Genomic DNA, 16,781 nt, shown 5'->3' with positions numbered 1-16,781 from the left:
GATGGTAACGATCCGTCGGCATCAACGATGCCCAGCAACGTCGTTCAATCGACTGTTTCCATGCGCAGTGCATCGCCCAGCATGCCCAATGCCGCGCCCAGATCGTGGTCGCCGCTGAACGTATGACTCAGGCGCAGATGCTGGCGGTGCAAGCCTTGCAGACTGAACAACTCCCCTGGCGCAATCACCACTTCCTGCTTGAGCAGTCGCTGGAACACCCGGCGCATATCGACCGTACGCGACGAGCGCGCCCAGAGCGTCGCCCCGCCCTGCGGCTCGACCAGTTGCAGCGCCTCCCCCAGCCGTTCATTCAGCAGCTGGATCATGTGCAACTGACGATCCTTGAGCAAACGTCGCAGCACTTGCAGGTGCTGGTCGATGCGTCCGCTGCTGTACAGGCGTGCGATGGCTTTCTGGCGAATGGACGAGAGGCGGAACGAGCGCAGCAGAAAATGCCGTTGCAGTTCGCCGGTCAGCTTTCGCGACAGCAAATACCCGTAAGGCGCCTCTGGCCCGACGATTTTTTCGAAGCTCGAAAACACCATCAGCCGGTCAGGGTTGAGCAGGTCACGAAACCGCGGAACGTCAGCGTCGAAGCCGAGCTCACCCTGACAGTCGTTCTCCAGTACCCAGCTCTCGTACCGTTCCAGCAGGCGCGCAATCGCTTCGCGGTTATCCTGCGGAATCCGGCTGCCTCGCGGCATGCTCAGCCCCGATGACAGCATCACCAGCCGCACCGGCTCGGTCTCAAGCCATTGTTCGAGCTGGTTCAGGTCCAGTGTGCCGTCGATCTGTATCGGCAGTTCCAGCACTCGCACCTGTGCGGCCTTGAGCAAGCGCAGAATCGTCCATTCGCACGGTGATTCGACCACCACCGTCGCCTCCTTGAGACCGTGGACGGCAATCAGTATCTCCAGCACGCCCCGCAGATCCGCGCCGATGTACACCTCGTCGGCATGCCAGCATCGCGCTGGCGAGGTGGTATAGCGGGCTGCCAGTGCCGCGCGCAGCTCCAGTTCGCCACAGGGTTGTGAACCGGGCTGAGGCTGACGCGGATACTGGCGCAGCAGCTCACGCTCCAGCATCAGCAACGGGCTGTCCAGCGGTTGCAACAAGGACGGCTCATCGGCGCTCAGCACCAGCACACCCGGGCGTTTGGCGTTGACATAGACCGTCACCAGCAAGTCATTGCAGCTGGGCGCCGGGGCAATGCTGGAAACCGGCAACGCGTAGTAGCCGGACTTGGCAATCGAATAGACACGCCCCTCTTTCTCCAACAACGAATAGGCGTATTGAATGGTCGAAATCGACACGTTCAGCCGGTCCGCCAACTGCCGTAACGACGGCAGACGAATTTGCGGACCGCTTCCTGGTTCGTTGATCAGGTTGGTCAGATAACGGTAGACCGCCTGATACGCAAAATCGGTTTCTCTGGTGCCTTTCATGACGGGCGTCCAGGCCAACTCGTCGTTTGCATCTGGCCATTGTCATGAGCCCGGGCCAGGCAAACTGTCGAAAATCGCGCCACCTTCAGCGCCCTGCGGACAGTTCGCCAATGATGCCGGAGTCCCTCTGCGGCGAACCGTCAGCATCATCCAGAGGCAGACCAAACTCCCGGTTGTCGACGTCAGGCGACGTCATGCCATACAGCGTGCCGATCAGGCTGACAGGCAATCCGCTGACATCGGTCATCCATTGCAGCACCTGCTCAGGCACCGGGTGGCCTTGCATTGCCCGGTGCAAATCCGGCATCGCCACGAGCATGCCGGGGTGGCAACGGCGCAGGAAGCGTTCCAGCCCGGCACCTTGATCGACAAATGGCGCGAACAGCAGGCAGATCAGTTGCGCCTCACTCAAACCGAGGGTTTTCTGCGCGTCGGCGGCGGCCTGGATACGTTGCTCGGCCATGACAGCCGAATCGGCAAACAACGCCTCGGCCTGCTCGCACAGGCGTTCAGGGACGTGCTTGCGGCGCATCAGGACCAGGGCGCGGCGAATGTATTCGCTCTGGCCTGCTTCGTAGTTGTTCCCCGCCACAAAACAGGCAGCGAGGCCGCGTACATGCGCCGCAATCATCGGACAGATGAATTCCTGAATACTCAGGTGCGTTGCGAGTTCGTCGGAGCGCACACCCAGGAAATCGGTGAGCAGCGGCCAGCGCTCCTCCAGTTTGGCCACCAGCAAGTCGTGAATGTCGATGCAGGTGCTGCGACGACAGGCTTCGAAACTGTCCAGCGGGCGCCAGGGTGCCTGCTCTTGATTGACGTAGAACGCCTGATAGTAATCGCTGCCCAGGTTATCGAGCAGAGCAAACAACCGGTCAATCTCGCTGCTGGTGAAGTTCACCATGCCCAGATCGGCCCTGCGCGCCGCGCGGCTCAAACCGTTGATGAACTGCTTCTGCTGGCGAGGCGAATCGCTGTTGATCAGCGCATTGACGCCGCCGTCCCAACGGGCAATCTGGCCATAGAACTCGCCCGTCGACAGATAGCCGTCGTCCGACAGATCCAACGGTTCAGTCCAGGTCCGGCGATGTGCGAGCATCAACATGTTCAGCCGATTGGCCGCGTGCGCGCCCTCGCCAATCGCTTGCAGATGATTGAACGGCATGACTTCGCGGTTATCGACCATCAACAGCTCAACCCGCGGATCGTCATAGAGAAACAGCGCGCTATTGCTGCGGTGAATATTGTCCAGCGCCATCGGCCCGGTCCCGTTCAGGCGAAGCGTGGCGACGCGCAACTGGAACGTCCCCGGCGCCCGGCCCGCGATACTCAATTGAGCGGCACGCAACAGCGCCAGGGTGTAGCAGCTGTCCAGCGTACCGGACTGAATCACCAGTACCTTGAAGTCAGCGATACGCTCCATGCCACCGGCCGCCACCACCAGGCGCTGAATCAACAGCTGCAAGGCAGTACGCTCGGCACGCGAGAAAAAGCCCAGCAGCCGTTGCAGGACTTGCTGGTAAACATAGTTCATTGCCTGGTCATGAATTGAAGTCATCAGTGGTTTACCTGGTGTTCGTAAGTTCGATATTACGCAAACAGTGACAGACACTGCGCGACTGCTCATCGGTAGTGAGTGCTGAAGCACTTGCATAAAATGCTAGCACTTAAGGTTTTGGTAATTATTTGAAATATTTGCCCGCGCATTAACTCATGAATGCTCTGAGCTCCCCGCAAAGCCTTGCGGAGCAAGGCCCCTCTGAATATGTCAGGCTTCCTAGGAAACTTCCGACAACGTCCCACAGACAACGAGTACAAGAAATAAAGAAAGAAGACACTGATAAACATCTGTCAACTAGACGAGGTGACACTTGCATGTCGTACGTCGGGGGTGCACATGGGAATTTATCGATTGAACGCCCAGCCATGGCTCATTCCTTGAGATGAAAGTAATCATTCAATTATCAGTGCTTATATGATGATTAGAAGATACAGATCGAGAGCAAAAACCAGTTCAGTTGCTGAACCGTTCCATCCGGGTGCCGGTGGAGAGTCTCAAATGGGAGCGAGTAATACAGGCGCAAAGCACAAGAGTCCGTGAAGCACGGACTCTTGCAGAGGGGGAGTTACACGGGCTCGACTTGTAGAGCGACGCGTTCGCGGCATGGGCACTCGTCCATGTAGCGATGAGCTTCGACAAACTCGACAAACGGAAAAACCCGAGTCTTGAGCGGCAGCAGTACGCGGTCGGCGGTCAGCTGGTTGATGTCACGCAAGGCACGCTGCAGGGCAACCTGGTCCTGGATGATGCCCAGTTCCGGCTTGCCGGTGAAATTGCCGATGCAGTGCACGAAAAACTGAATGTTCTTCTGGAACGCCGCACAGGCCGGGAACGGTGTCTGGTTGCCGCCCTGCAAACCGTACAGCACCAAGCTGCCACGCGGCGCCAGGACGTCGCCAAGCAGCGACATCTGCGGCCCGCCAAGGCCATCGAACACTACGTCGACGCCACGGTTGTCGGTGATCTTGTTGATCTGCATCAGCAGATCCTGCTCTTCGGTGACGATGACTTTCTCGGCACCCAGGGACAGCAGGTTTTCCCGCTCTTCAGCAGTTTTGGTTGCGGCAATCACTCGCACACCAAGGGCTTTGCCCAGTTGCACGAAGGACGGCCCGGCACAGTGACTGGCGTCAGTCACCAAGGCGAATTGCCCCGGCTTGACCCGCGCCAGATCAACGTACGCAAAGTAGGCGATCAACAGCGGCGTGTAATGCACACTGGCTTGGATCGGGCTGAGCACGTCGGGATAACGGGTCAGCGCGGTGCGCGGCAGAACGATCTGCTCGCCATAGACCGGATAGTCGTTGGGGCTTTCAGCCGGGAAGCTGGCGACCTTGTCACCGACTGCCAGGTCGTCGACGCCCTCGCCGACCGCGGTCACGATGCCGGCCATCTCATGGCCCAGGCCTGAAGGCAGGCGGGCATGGGATGACGCCAGGTTCTGACGCCAGAGAATGTCGTACCAGCTGATGCCGATTGCTTCGACGCGCACCTGCACTTCACCGGGTGCAGGCAGAGCGGCCGCATGCTCTTCGCATTTGAGCACCTCGGCTGGACCAAACTTGTGAAAACGGATCGTGCGGGACATCGCAAACCTCGTCAAAGTAACCTCTAATGCCATGAACTCTATCTGGGCTTTCTACCCAAGACTATCAGTGGCTATTAATAGTCGACATGCCTGTCATTGATTCCGCAGCACCGGCGACATCCTTGAACGTGATGAAAAACCGTAGCGGCCCTTTCAGGAAAAAATAAATTACACGGTGCAGAGTACCAGCCTTTGCCCGTAAGATTCATGCCGGCCATTGTTCTCATATGGTCGCCCACGTCAAGCCTAGACTCTGCCAGGACTCCAGATGAATCGTAATGACCTGCGTCGTGTCGACCTGAACCTGTTGATCGTATTCGAAACATTGATGCATGAGCGCAGCGTGACCCGCGCCGCGGAAAAACTGTTCCTCGGTCAACCGGCCATCAGTGCGGCGCTCTCGCGCCTGCGCGGCCTGTTCGATGACCCATTGTTCGTGCGTACCGGCCGCAGCATGGAGCCGTCTGCCCGGGCAGTGGAAATCTTCGCCCTGCTCTCCCCGGCACTGGATTCGATTTCCACCGCCGTCAGCCGTGCTGCTGAATTTGATCCGGCCACCAGTACCGCCGTGTTTCGCATCGGTTTGTCCGACGACGTTGAATTCGCCTTGCTGCCAATGCTGCTCAAACGCCTGCGCGCAGAATCGCCAGGCATCGTGCTGGTGGTGCGTCGCGTCAACTACATCCTGATGCCGGGCTTGCTGGCGTCCGGCGAGATTTCCATCGGCGTCAGCTACACCATCGACCTGCCGGCCAACGCCAAGCGCAAGGTCCTGCGCCGCAGCTTGCCCAAGCTGTTGCGTGCCGACACGGTGCCGGGGCCATTGAGCCTGGATGACTTCTGCGCACGGCCGCATGCCTTGGTGTCGTTTGCCGGCGACCTGAGCGGCTTCATAGATGAAGAGCTGGAGAAACTCGGGCGCAAACGTCACGTAGTACTCGCCGTGCCACAGTTCAACGGCCTGAGCACACTGATCAGCGGCACCGATATTGTCGCCACCGTGCCCGATTACACCGCCGAGGCCCTGACCGCTGCCGGCGGCGTACGGGCCGAAGATCCACCGTTGCCGATGCGCAGCTTCGAGCTGCACATGGCGTGGCGTGGCTCGCAGGATAATGATCCGGGCGAACGCTGGTTGCGGTCGCGGATCCAGATGTTCTTTGGGGATCCGGACAGTCTTGAACAACCGGGGGACCAGAGGTAAAAGTACCGCTGCCCCAATCAGCTATAATAACCAGTCACTGATATCAGGAAGTACCAAAGATGGAAAAGCTGAGTTTGCAAGTCAAGAAAGCTCGGTTCGCCAAGTTCCGCAAAGCCAACTTCGCAGCCAGCTTGCGTCTGGAGGGCTTCGAGCCGTCTCCCAGTGAAGGTGAGATCAAGCTGCCTACGCGAGAAGCGGCGCTCCACGCAGTCCGGCACATCAAAGCTTGAGTCGCGACAAATATGGCACAGACCAGGCTCCGGATTGTTATCCGGGTACAGACGTCCTTATAAATCTGCTCAACTTGCGTAACGCGCAAGATCTCGACGAAGCCGAGCGTTATCTCAACGAGGTCGCCGCGACCCGACTGGAGTTCATCGAGCCCCCCTACTCGGCGGCCACTCTGAAACAGATCCATCGCACCTTGTTTGCCAAAATTTATGGATGGGCTGGAGAGATCCGGACAGTGGCAATCAGCAAACGCAGTACGCGGCTCTGCAACCCGGAGTTCATCGAGGCGCAAATCGGGCAGGAGTTTGCACGGATTGCCAAGGCGGGCTGGTTTGAAGGCTATTCCCGTGACGTACTCGTTTCCTCTATTGCCGAATCCTACGGCACGCTCAACGTTGCGCATCCCTTCAGAGAAGGCAACGGGCGGACCCAACGCATTCTTTTCGAATGGCTCATCTTCAACACGGGTTACACAATCGACTGGAGCCTGGCTGAAGCTCAAGAGTGGACCAACGCCTGCATTTACTCCTACCACGGTGATGATGCACCGCTCACTCATATTTTTGATCAATGTATCGGGACAACAACCCATGAAGAGGCGGTATTTTAAGCAAATCGATGCCGGCGACAATGCTGCTATCTCTTCCCAAGCTGATCGTTGCATCCCCCGCAACACACAATTGTCATCAGGCAGATTGATAGCACCCTAACGAAAGGTGCACGCTAGAGGGCTCGCTTCACGCTTATATCATTCCGAATGATAGTTACCTTCGCCTCATTCGATTCGTGCGATATCACCCCGCCGAGCATCATCCGCCCATCTCAATACATTGGCGGATGCATCCATGGAACAGTCACTCAAACATTTGCGCTTCCCGTTGGCCGTGTTGGCCGTGCTGGTGATGAGCGCCTGCGGCAAGACGCCGGAGACCGCCGCTGCCATGCCCGCTGCCAAAGTCAGTGTGGCCAAGGTGCTGGAACAACCGGTCAACGAGTGGGACGAATTCACCGGGCGCCTCGAAGCGCCGGAAACGGTCGAGATTCGTCCGCGGGTTTCCGGCCAGATTGATGAGGTCGCGTTCACTGAAGGCGCACTGATCAAGAAAGGCGACCTGCTGTTCCAGATCGACCCGCGCCCCTTCCAGGCCGAGGTCCGCCGCCTCGAAGCCCTGGTCGCACAATCGCGCGCCAACGCCACCCGCAGCGAGAACGAAGCCCAGCGTGGCGAGCGTCTGCGCACCAGCAATGCCATCTCCGCCGAACTGGCCGACTCGCGCACCAGCGCCTCCCAAGAGGCTCGCGCCGCTGTTGGTGCCCTGCAAGCGCAGCTGGACCTGGCCAAGCTGAACCTGAGTTTCACCCGCGTGACTTCGCCAATCAGCGGCCGTGTCAGCCGTGCGGAAATCACCGCTGGCAACCTGGTGACCGCCGACACCACCAACCTGACCAGCGTCGTTTCCACGGACAAGGTCTACGCCTATTTCGACGCTGACGAGCGCGTGTTCCTCAAGTACACCGCACTCGCCCGCCAGGGCAAACGCGGCGCTACCACGCCGGTGTACATGGGCCTGTCAAACGAAGACGGCAACCCGCACCTGGGCCAGATGAACTTCGTCGACAACCAGGTCAACCCGAAGACCGGCACCATTCGCGGTCGCGCCGTGTTCGACAACAGTGACGGCACCTACACCCCGGGCCTTTACGCTCGCCTGAAACTGGTGGGCAGCGGCACCTACTCCGCCGTGTTGATCAACGACGAAGCGGTCGGGACCGACCTGGGCAAGAAGTTCGTGCTGGTGATGGATGCCGACAATAAAACGGTTTACCGCGCCGTCGAACTGGGCCCGAAAATCGAAGGTTTGCGCATCGTGCGCAGCGGCCTGAACAAGGATGACACCGTCATCGTCAAGGGCTTGCAACGGGTTCGCCCAGGTTCGCCGGTCACCCCTGAAGTGATCCCGATGGCAACCAAGGAAACCCTGGCAGCTTTAGCTCAACAACGACAAGCGCTGGAAGCCAGCAACCTGCCCCAAGTCGCACCTGCCAAGGTCGCGCCGGGTACGGCTGTGAAACTGGCTGCTGCGACTCCACGCGGTTAAGGGACGACAAACTCCGATGAATTTTTCCCAATTCTTCATCTCACGGCCGATCTTCGCAGCGGTGCTTTCGCTGTTGATCCTGATCGCCGGCGCCATCTCGCTGTTCCAGCTGCCGATCAGCGAATACCCGGAAGTGGTGCCACCGACCGTAGTGGTCCGCGCCAACTTCCCGGGTGCCAACCCCAAAGTGATCGGTGAAACCGTGGCCGCTCCGCTGGAGCAGGCCATCACTGGCGTCGAGAACATGCTGTACATGTCCTCGCAGTCCACCGCTGACGGCAAGATCACCCTGACCATCACCTTCGCCCTGGGCACAGACCTGGACAACGCGCAGGTGCAGGTGCAGAACCGTGTGACCCGCACCGAGCCGAAACTTCCAGAAGAAGTGACGCGCATCGGTATCACCGTGGACAAGGCCTCCCCGGACTTGACCATGGTGGTCCACCTGACCTCGCCGGACAAACGCTACGACATGCTCTACCTGTCCAACTACGCCTTGCTCAACATCAAGGATGAGCTGGCGCGTCTGGGCGGTGTCGGTGACGTGCAACTGTTCGGCATGGGCGACTACTCACTGCGGGTATGGCTCGATCCGAACAAAACCGCTTCGCGCAACCTGACAGCGACCGATGTGGTCAACGCCATTCGCGAACAGAACCGTCAGGTCGCTGCCGGTGCACTGGGCGCGCCACCTGCGCCGAATGCCACCAGCTTCCAGCTGTCGGTCAATACTCAGGGCCGTCTGGTCTCTGAAGAAGAGTTCGAGAACATCATCATTCGCGCAGGCGATAATGGTGAAATCACTCGCCTCAAAGACATCGCTCGCGTCGAGCTGGGTTCCAGCCAGTACGCCCTGCGTTCGTTGCTGAACAACCAGCCGGCGGTGGCGATCCCGATCTTCCAGCGCCCTGGCTCCAACGCGATCCAGATCTCCAACGAAGTGCGCGACAAGATGGCCGAGCTGAAGAAGAGCTTCCCCGAAGGCATGGACTTCAGCATTGTCTATGACCCGACGATCTTCGTGCGTGGTTCCATCGAGGCAGTGGTTCACACCCTGTTCGAGGCGCTGATCCTGGTGGTACTGGTAGTGATCCTGTTCCTGCAAACCTGGCGCGCCTCGATCATTCCGTTGGTGGCGGTGCCGGTGTCGCTGATCGGTACGTTTGCGGTGATGCACCTGTTCGGCTTCTCGCTGAACGCCCTGTCCCTGTTCGGTCTGGTATTGGCCATCGGGATCGTGGTGGACGACGCCATCGTGGTGGTGGAGAACGTCGAGCGAAACATCGAACTGGGCCTCAACCCGGTGGACGCGACCAAGCGTGCCATGCGTGAAGTGACCGGTCCGATCATCGCCACGGCGTTGGTGCTGTGTGCAGTGTTTATCCCGGCCGCGTTCATCTCGGGCCTGACCGGTCAGTTCTACAAGCAGTTCGCGCTGACCATCGCGATTTCCACGGTGATCTCGGCCTTCAACTCGCTGACCTTGTCCCCTGCCCTCGCGGCGGTGTTGCTCAAGGGCCACGATGCGCCCAAAGACCGCTTCTCCCGCGTGCTGGACAAGATCTTCGGCGGCTGGCTGTTCCGTCCGTTCAACCGCTTCTTCGAACGTGCCAGCCATGGTTATGTCGGCACCGTGGGCCGGGTCATCCGCAGCAGCGGCATTGCCCTGCTGCTGTACGCAGGCTTGATGGTGCTGACGTTCTTCGGTTTTGCCCACACCCCGACCGGTTTCGTACCCGGACAGGACAAGCAATACCTGGTGGCCTTCGCGCAACTGCCGGACGCCGCAAGTCTTGACCGCACCGAAGACGTGATCAAACGCATGTCCGACCTGGCGCTGAAACAGCCAGGCGTGGAAAGTGCGGTGGCGTTCCCGGGTCTGTCGATCAACGGGTTCACCAACAGCCCGAACGCCGGCATCGTGTTCGTGACCTTGAAACCGTTCGATGAGCGCAAAGACCCGAGCATGTCTGCCGGTGCAATTGCCGGTGCGTTGAACGGCAAGTTCTCCGGGATTCAAGAAGCCTATATGGCGATCTTCCCGCCGCCGCCGGTACAAGGCCTGGGCACCATCGGTGGTTTCCGCCTGCAAATCGAGGACCGGGGCAACCTGGGCTACGACGAGCTGTACAAAGAAACCATGAACATCATCAACAAGAGCCACAGCGTGCCGGAACTGGCGGGCCTGTTCACCAGCTACACCGTGAACGTGCCGCAGGTTGATGCCGCCATCGACCGCGAGAAAGCCAAGACCCATGGCGTGGCTGTCAGCGACATCTTCGACACCCTGCAGATTTACCTGGGTTCGCTGTATGCCAACGACTTCAACCGCTTCGGTCGCACCTATCAGGTCAACGTTCAGGCCGAGCAACAGTTCCGCCTCGAATCCGACCAGATCGGTCAGCTCAAAGTGCGTAACAACAAGGGCGAGATGATCCCGCTGGCGACCTTCATCAAGGTCAGCGACACCTCGGGTCCGGACCGCGTGATGCACTACAACGGCTTCATCACCGCTGAAATCAACGGTGCGGCAGCCCCCGGCTACAGCTCGGGCCAGGCCGAACAAGCGATCGAGAAACTGCTCAAGGAAGAACTTCCGAACGGCATGACTTACGAGTGGACCGACCTGACCTACCAGCAGATTCTGTCCGGCAACACCGCGCTGTTCGTGTTCCCGCTCTGCGTGCTGCTGGCGTTCCTGGTACTCGCGGCGCAGTACGAAAGCTGGAGCCTGCCATTGGCGGTGATCCTGATCGTACCCATGACCTTGCTGTCGGCCATCACCGGCGTGATTGCCTCCGGCGGTGACAACAACATCTTCACCCAGATCGGCTTGATCGTACTGGTGGGGCTTGCCTGCAAGAACGCGATTCTGATCGTCGAGTTTGCCAAGGATAAACAGCAGGAAGGCATGAACCCGCTGGCTGCGGTGCTCGAAGCCTGCCGTCTGCGTCTGCGGCCGATCCTGATGACCTCCTTCGCGTTCATCATGGGTGTGGTGCCTCTGGTGTTCTCCAGTGGCGCCGGTGCCGAGATGCGTCATGCCATGGGCGTGGCGGTGTTCTCCGGGATGCTCGGCGTGACCTTCTTCGGTCTGTTGCTGACGCCAGTGTTCTACGTACTGATTCGTAATTTTGTGGAGCGCGGTGAAGCGCGCAAAGCGGCCAAGGCCCTGAAACTGGAGGCGCAACAATGAGCCTGAAAGCCTTCCTGCCGAGCCTGCTGGTGCTGGCCCTGAGCGCCTGTGCTGTCGGCCCGGACTACAAGACCCCGGCGACGGAGGCGGCCAACATCACGACGGCCACCGACGGCGCCGCCGGCCAGAAGAACTTCGACCGCTCGCGCTTTGAAGGCATCTGGTGGCAACAGTTCGACGATCCGACCCTGAACCAGTTGGTGACGCAATCGCTGCAAGGCAACCGCGATCTGCGCGTGGCGTTCGCTCGCTGGAAAGCGGCGCGGGCAATTCGTGATGACGTCGCCACGGACCAGATGCCAACCATCACCAGCCGCGCCAGCAGCGACCTGGCCAAGGGGCAGATTCCCGGGACGACCAGCCAGCGGGTCAATAGCGAGCGCTATGACCTGGGCCTGGACATGGCCTGGGAGATCGACCTGTTTGGCCGTATCCAGCGCAACCTGGAATCGGCCAACGCCGAGCAGCAAGCTGCCGAGGCCGATCTGTACCAGTTGCAAGTCAGCATGATTGCCGAACTGGTGGACGCCTACGGTCAACTGCGCGGCGCACAGCTACGGGAAAAGATCGCCCTGGCCAACCTGAAGAATCAGCAGGAGTCGAGCCAGATCACCGTCACCCTGCGTGATGCGGGCGTCGGTGATCAGCTGGACGTGGTCCGCGCCGATGCGCGTCTGGCGGCAGTAGAAGCCAGCGTGCCGCAACTGCAGGCGGAACAGGTTCGGCAGAAAAACCGCATCGCCACCTTACTGGGTGAACGGCCGGACAAATTGACCGTGGACCTGAGCCCCAAAGACCTGCCAGCGATTGCCAAGGCCTTGCCGATCGGTAATCCCGGTGAGCTGCTGCAACGTCGCCCGGACATTCTCAGTGCCGAACGCAAACTGGCCTCGGCCACGGCGCGGATTGGCGTGGCCAAGGCCGACCTGTTCCCTCGGGTCAGCCTCAGCGGCTTCCTCGGCTTTACTGCCGGGCGTGGTTCGCAGATCGGCTCCTCGGCGGCCAACGCCTGGGCGCTGGGCCCAAGCATCACCTGGGCCGCGTTTGACCTGGGCAGCGTGCGTGCCCGTTTACGCGGCGCCAACGCTGATGCCGAGGGCGCCCTGGCGACCTACGAGCAGCAAGTGCTGCTGGCACTGGAAGAATCGGAAAACGCCTTCAGTGACTACGGCAAACGCCAGCAACGCCTGATCTCGCTGATCCGTCAGAGCGAATCAAGTCGCGCCGCCGCCGACCTGGCGGAAATTCGCTACCGCGAAGGCACCGCCGACTTCCTCGTCCTGCTGGATGCCCAGCGTGAACGTCTGGCCGCCGAAGACTCCCAGGCCCAGGCCGAAGTCGATCTGTATCGCGGCATCGTCGCCATCTACAAAGCCCTGGGCGGCGGCTGGGCACCGGACACGGTCGCCAGCAAGTAACGGTATCAAAGAGCTCCTTTGGTTGGCCGCAACCAACCAATTCTTTGCCCCGCGTCTCATTCGGTCGCGGGGCTTTTTTTTGCCCGGGATTCAGCCACACCCCATACCCCCCTGTGGGAGCAGGCTCGCTCCCACAGGGTAGACAGTGATTTGCGGATGAGTGATCAATCAGATCGATCACCCCGTCAGCCATAGCAATTGGACAGACCCCGCGCAAACTCCTAGGCTTCAATACGCTGCGAAAGCGTCCCTCGAAAAAGCCCCCGTCCATGATTGTGCGTCCCAAGCCGAACCTGATCGGCATTCTGTTTTCCCTCAAGGGCTCGATTGCCAAGCGTATTGCCTTGCGCAGCCTGCTGGTCACGCTGCTCGCGTCGGTGATTGTGCTGGTCGAAACCTGGCACCCGGCCTATTTCTCCAAGGTCAACGCCACGCCCTTCACCTTGCTGGGATTGTCGTTGTCGATTTTCATGAGCTTTCGCAACAACGCCTGCTACGACCGCTGGTGGGAAGGCCGTAAACAGCTCGGGCAGTTGATCATCGAGGTGCGTTCGTTGCTGCGCCAGACCCAGGACCTGATGAGCGCTGCCGAACGTGAACGCCTGTTGCGCGAGCTCTGCGGTTTTGCCCATGGCCTGATCGCTCGCCTGCGCCATGAAGACGAAGTGGCCGCGATCAGCGTCTGGGCCGAGCCGGTCGACAGCGCTCATCCGAACATCACCGACGCGCTGTTGCAACGCATCGGCGCCCGTTGCTCACAGCTGGCGAAAAACGGCCAGATCAGCGAATGGCGCTACACCCAGCTGGAATCCCGACTGGTGAGCCTGAGCCAGGTCCAGGCCAGTTGCGAGCGGATCAAAAGCACGCCACTGCCCTTCCCTTACACCTTGCTGCTGCACCGCACCATTTACCTGTTCTGCATTCTGTTGCCGTTCGCCATGGCCGAGCCGCTGGGCTGGCTGACTCCGGTGTTCACCGCCATCGTCAGCTACACCTTTTTCGGCCTGGACGAAATCGGCGACGACCTCGAAGACCCGTTCGGCTTCGACGAGAACGATCTGCCCTGCAATGCAATTTTGCGCACCGTGGAGCGCGAAGTGCTGGCCGCGCTGGGGCAAACCGTGCTGCCGCCAGCCCTTGAGCCAGACGACTACGTGCTGAACTGAGAGCGGGGTTTGACTCGACGCGCCACCTGACCGAAGCTGATGGCTTTGCCAAAGCCTGCCAGCTTCCGGAACCCTGCATGCCTCAGTCCCGCCGCTACCTGCTTGTCAGCCTCTGTGTGGTGTTTGCCATCGCCCTCGCCTGGTTTTTCCTGCGCAGCACCACGCCGAAAATTCCGGAAGCGATCCTGCATGGTTATAGCCCGGCACTGTCCAAGGCACGCGCCGGCCAGCCAGGCGCGGCGCGGGTGCTTTATCAACAGTTGGCCCGCCCTGACCTGACCGCCAAACGGCGCATCTGGCTCTTGGCCGAACTGCCCAACTACCCCAGCCCCCAGGCCTTGAAGTTTGCCGATGTGGACCTGCACGACGCCTCGGCAGACGTGCGCGAAGCGGCGATCAAAAGCATCGTCGGACTCGTACCAAGCGGTCAGCGCAGTTTGCTGTTGGGGCCGATGCTCGATGACAGTGAACAGTCTGTACGCTTTGCCGCGATCAATGCACTGCTGGGCCTGTCACCGGATGATCTGGGCCTGTATTTCGGGCCGTTGCAGCAAGCCATCGATGGCTGGGAGCTGGTCCTGCGGGCAGCACCCCAAAGTGCCGAGACCCAATACCAACTGGCGCGCCTGCATCTGCACAATGCCGAACTGAAAGCGGCGCAACAGGCGCTGGAGCAGACTCTGCAACTGGAGCCCGGCAACCTGCCGGCGCTGGTGATGCAAATCGAAGTGCTGGACAAACAGGGTCAAAGCGACGCCGCCCGGCAGTTGTTGGCCAGACAGCTGCAAGCCCAACCCGATTCGGCGTATCTGCAACATGCGTTGGGGCTGTGGTTGCTCAATCACGGGCAGAGCGAATATGCACTGCTCGGTCTGTCGAAAGCTGTGGAGCTGGAGCCGGATAACAAAAACTATCGCTTCGACCTGGCCACCACCCTGCACGGCCAGCAAGAACTGGAAGCGGCGCAGAAACAGTTGCAGGAGATCGTCGAGCGCCACCCCGCCGACCGCAAGGCGCGAGTGCTGCTGATCAGTTACTGGAAGGAAAGCGGGCAATTGCAGAATGTGCAGGTCCTGCTGGCGCAGCTGGAACAGATGAACCCGGATGATCCGGCGTTGCAGCAGGGTCTTTAAACCACCGCAATCTGCAGCAAGACGCAAAACCCGTGGGAACTGCACTCGCCTGACAGAAAATTGCCATTCTCAAAAATCTTGTACAAAAAACCTGTACAACAGCAAAACCTCGGAACCCCCGTCTCGGCCAACGGTCAAGTGAAACAGGCAGTTCATTCAGGCGCTTGACGCCTGCTGCCGCACTTCCCCTGTTCATGAGAGGGCATTTTTTGTCTACATCTAACGAGTTGTTCAGTGCAAAAGCCGCCACAGGCATCGAAGGTCTGGATGACATCCTGGCCGGTGGATTGTCTCGCGGCCATGTGTTTTTGCTGGAGGGTGAACCCGGAACCGGCAAAACCACCGTTGCCTTGCATTTTCTGCTCGCCGGTGCCCGTGCCGGGGAGCGCTCGTTGTACATCACCCTGTCGGAAACCGAGCGCGAGCTGCGTCAAGGCGCGTTGTCCCACGGCTGGGAGCTGGATGAGAACATCCATATCTTCGAGTTGACCCCGCCGGAAAGCCTGCTCAACGCCGAACATCAGCAAAGTTTGCTGTACTCATCCGACCTGGAACTGGGCGAAGCCACCAAGCAGATTTTTGAAGTGGTGGAACGGACCAAGCCGACGCGAGTAGTCCTCGACAGCCTCTCGGAAATCCGCCTGCTGGCGCAAAGCTCGTTGCGCTATCGCCGGCAGATCCTGGCGATCAAACACTACTTCGTGCGCTATGACGCCACTGTAGTGCTGCTGGATGACCTGACCACCGAATCCCTCGATAAAACCGTACACAGTGTGGCCCACGGCGTGATTCGCCTTGAAGAGCTGACGCCCAACTACGGCGCAGAGCGGCGGCGGATTCGCGTAGTGAAATACCGTGGCCAGAAATACCGCGGCGGTTATCACGATTTCACCATCATGGGCGACGGCGTCCACGTCTTCCCGCGGCTGGTGGCTGCCGAACACCGGGGCAAGTATGTCCGTCAACAATTGACCAGCGGCATTCGGGAAATGGACGCACTGCTCGGCGGCGGTATCGAGACCGGTTCCAGCACGCTGATTCTCGGCCCGGCCGGTACGGGCAAATCGCTGATCTCGATGATCTTTGCCGCTGCCGCCGTGATCCGTGGCGAAAAAGCCGCGCTGTTCATTTTCGATGAAGAGTTGGGACTGCTGTTCGAGCGCATGAAAAACATGGGCATCGACCTCAAGGCCCTGCAAGACACCGGCAACCTGCTGATCGAACAGGTGGACGCGGCCGAACTGTCTCCCGGCGAGTTTTCCCACCGGGTTCGCCGCTGCGTCGATGAGCGCAACATCAAGACCGTGGTCATCGACAGCATCAACGGCTATCAAGCGGCGATGCCGGAAGAAAATGCGTTGGTGCTGCACATGCACGAGCTGTTGCTGTACCTCAACCGCCAGGGCGCTGCGACTTTCATGACCGTCGCCCAGCACGGACTGGTCGGCGACATGCAGGCGCCGGTGGACATCACTTACCTGGCCGACACGGTCATTCTGCTGCGCTACTTCGAAGCCCTGGGCAAAGTGCGCCGGGCAATCTCGATCATCAAGAAACGCACCGGCAGCCATGAATCGACCATTCGCGAGTACCGCATCAGCGGCCACGGCATGACCATCGGTGAACCGCTGGATGCCTTCCAGGGTGTGCTGCGTGGCGTGCCCACTTACCTGGGCGCGAGTAACCCGCTGCTCAAGGAAGATGACCAGTGAACGCGGTCACAGCGATTTCCGAGCGCGC

The 16,781-nt window shown here is 59.9% G+C and carries 12 protein-coding genes; 9 read left to right on the top strand and 3 right to left on the bottom strand.

Annotated elements, in window-relative coordinates:
* Positions 1-44: 44 nt before the first annotated feature.
* From POF45_RS01440 to POF45_RS01430, 3 genes are all read right to left on the bottom strand, one after another.
* Entirely contained in the window at positions 45-1,445 is a 1,401-nt protein-coding gene (locus POF45_RS01440; RefSeq protein ID WP_259494212.1) for an aminotransferase-like domain-containing protein, read from the bottom strand.
* Positions 1,446-1,530: 85 nt separating this feature from the next.
* Complete coding sequence (locus tag POF45_RS01435; protein ID WP_282314846.1) at positions 1,531-3,003, bottom strand: hypothetical protein; 1,473 nt, start codon at positions 3,001-3,003, stop codon at positions 1,531-1,533.
* Between the two features lie 568 nt (positions 3,004-3,571).
* Positions 3,572-4,594, bottom strand: a complete 1,023-nt coding sequence (locus POF45_RS01430; RefSeq protein WP_282314845.1) for a zinc-dependent alcohol dehydrogenase family protein — start codon at positions 4,592-4,594, stop codon at positions 3,572-3,574.
* A 268-nt stretch (positions 4,595-4,862) separates the two neighbouring features.
* Between POF45_RS01430 and POF45_RS01425 the strand changes: the two genes are divergently transcribed.
* The 9 genes from POF45_RS01425 to POF45_RS01385 all read left to right on the top strand — a co-directional run bounded on the left by POF45_RS01425 (position 4,863) and on the right by POF45_RS01385 (position 16,753).
* Entirely contained in the window at positions 4,863-5,798 is a 936-nt protein-coding gene (locus POF45_RS01425) for a LysR family transcriptional regulator (RefSeq protein WP_259494218.1), read from the top strand.
* A gap of 59 nt (positions 5,799-5,857) precedes the next feature.
* Positions 5,858-6,028, top strand: coding sequence for a YhfG family protein (locus POF45_RS01420; RefSeq protein WP_259494219.1), 171 nt, complete (start codon positions 5,858-5,860; stop codon positions 6,026-6,028).
* Entirely contained in the window at positions 6,025-6,639 is a 615-nt protein-coding gene (locus POF45_RS01415) for a Fic/DOC family protein (protein WP_282314844.1), read from the top strand. Before POF45_RS01420 ends, POF45_RS01415 begins: the two co-directional genes overlap by 4 nt.
* A gap of 235 nt (positions 6,640-6,874) precedes the next feature.
* Positions 6,875-8,128 (top strand): multidrug efflux RND transporter periplasmic adaptor subunit MexE, encoded by a 1,254-nt coding sequence (gene mexE, locus POF45_RS01410; RefSeq protein WP_259494221.1) that lies wholly within the window; start codon positions 6,875-6,877, stop codon positions 8,126-8,128.
* Between the two features lie 16 nt (positions 8,129-8,144).
* Positions 8,145-11,324, top strand: coding sequence for an efflux RND transporter permease subunit (locus POF45_RS01405; RefSeq protein ID WP_282314843.1), 3,180 nt, complete (start codon positions 8,145-8,147; stop codon positions 11,322-11,324).
* Positions 11,321-12,742, top strand: a complete 1,422-nt coding sequence (locus POF45_RS01400) for an efflux transporter outer membrane subunit (protein WP_259494223.1) — start codon at positions 11,321-11,323, stop codon at positions 12,740-12,742. The genes POF45_RS01405 and POF45_RS01400 overlap by 4 nt, the downstream gene beginning before the upstream one ends.
* Positions 12,743-13,011: 269 nt before the next feature.
* On the top strand, positions 13,012-13,908 hold the full coding sequence (locus POF45_RS01395; RefSeq protein ID WP_259494224.1) for a bestrophin family protein: 897 nt from the start codon (positions 13,012-13,014) through the stop codon (positions 13,906-13,908).
* A 77-nt stretch (positions 13,909-13,985) separates the two neighbouring features.
* Positions 13,986-15,041, top strand: a complete 1,056-nt coding sequence (locus POF45_RS01390) for a tetratricopeptide repeat protein (protein ID WP_282314842.1) — start codon at positions 13,986-13,988, stop codon at positions 15,039-15,041.
* Positions 15,042-15,250: 209 nt separating this feature from the next.
* Positions 15,251-16,753 carry an ATPase domain-containing protein gene (locus POF45_RS01385; protein WP_259494226.1) on the top strand — a complete coding sequence of 501 codons (1,503 nt, stop codon included), beginning with the start codon at positions 15,251-15,253 and terminating at the stop codon, positions 16,751-16,753.
* Positions 16,754-16,781: the final 28 nt, after the last annotated feature.

The organism is Pseudomonas fungipugnans (assembly GCF_029955235.1).
GTDB classification, from domain to species: Bacteria; Pseudomonadota; Gammaproteobacteria; order Pseudomonadales; family Pseudomonadaceae; genus Aquipseudomonas; species Aquipseudomonas fungipugnans.
The sequence above is the reverse complement of the archived record's forward strand: the minus strand, read 5'-3'. Positions and strand labels throughout refer to the sequence as shown.

What these genes read in the sequence shown, in the direction of transcription:
- mexE (WP_259494221.1), top strand. Translation starts at nt 6,875, where the DNA reads ATGGAACAGTCACTCAAACATTTGCGCTTCCCGTTGGCCGTGTTGGCC.
- POF45_RS01440 (WP_259494212.1), bottom strand. Translation starts at nt 1,445, where the DNA reads ATGAAAGGCACCAGAGAAACCGATTTTGCGTATCAGGCGGTCTACCGT.
- POF45_RS01395 (WP_259494224.1), top strand. Translation starts at nt 13,012, where the DNA reads ATGATTGTGCGTCCCAAGCCGAACCTGATCGGCATTCTGTTTTCCCTC.
- POF45_RS01400 (WP_259494223.1), top strand. Translation starts at nt 11,321, where the DNA reads ATGAGCCTGAAAGCCTTCCTGCCGAGCCTGCTGGTGCTGGCCCTGAGC.
- POF45_RS01435 (WP_282314846.1), bottom strand. Translation starts at nt 3,003, where the DNA reads ATGACTTCAATTCATGACCAGGCAATGAACTATGTTTACCAGCAAGTC.
- POF45_RS01390 (WP_282314842.1), top strand. Translation starts at nt 13,986, where the DNA reads ATGCCTCAGTCCCGCCGCTACCTGCTTGTCAGCCTCTGTGTGGTGTTT.
- POF45_RS01420 (WP_259494219.1), top strand. Translation starts at nt 5,858, where the DNA reads ATGGAAAAGCTGAGTTTGCAAGTCAAGAAAGCTCGGTTCGCCAAGTTC.
- POF45_RS01425 (WP_259494218.1), top strand. Translation starts at nt 4,863, where the DNA reads ATGAATCGTAATGACCTGCGTCGTGTCGACCTGAACCTGTTGATCGTA.
- POF45_RS01430 (WP_282314845.1), bottom strand. Translation starts at nt 4,594, where the DNA reads ATGTCCCGCACGATCCGTTTTCACAAGTTTGGTCCAGCCGAGGTGCTC.
- POF45_RS01405 (WP_282314843.1), top strand. Translation starts at nt 8,145, where the DNA reads ATGAATTTTTCCCAATTCTTCATCTCACGGCCGATCTTCGCAGCGGTG.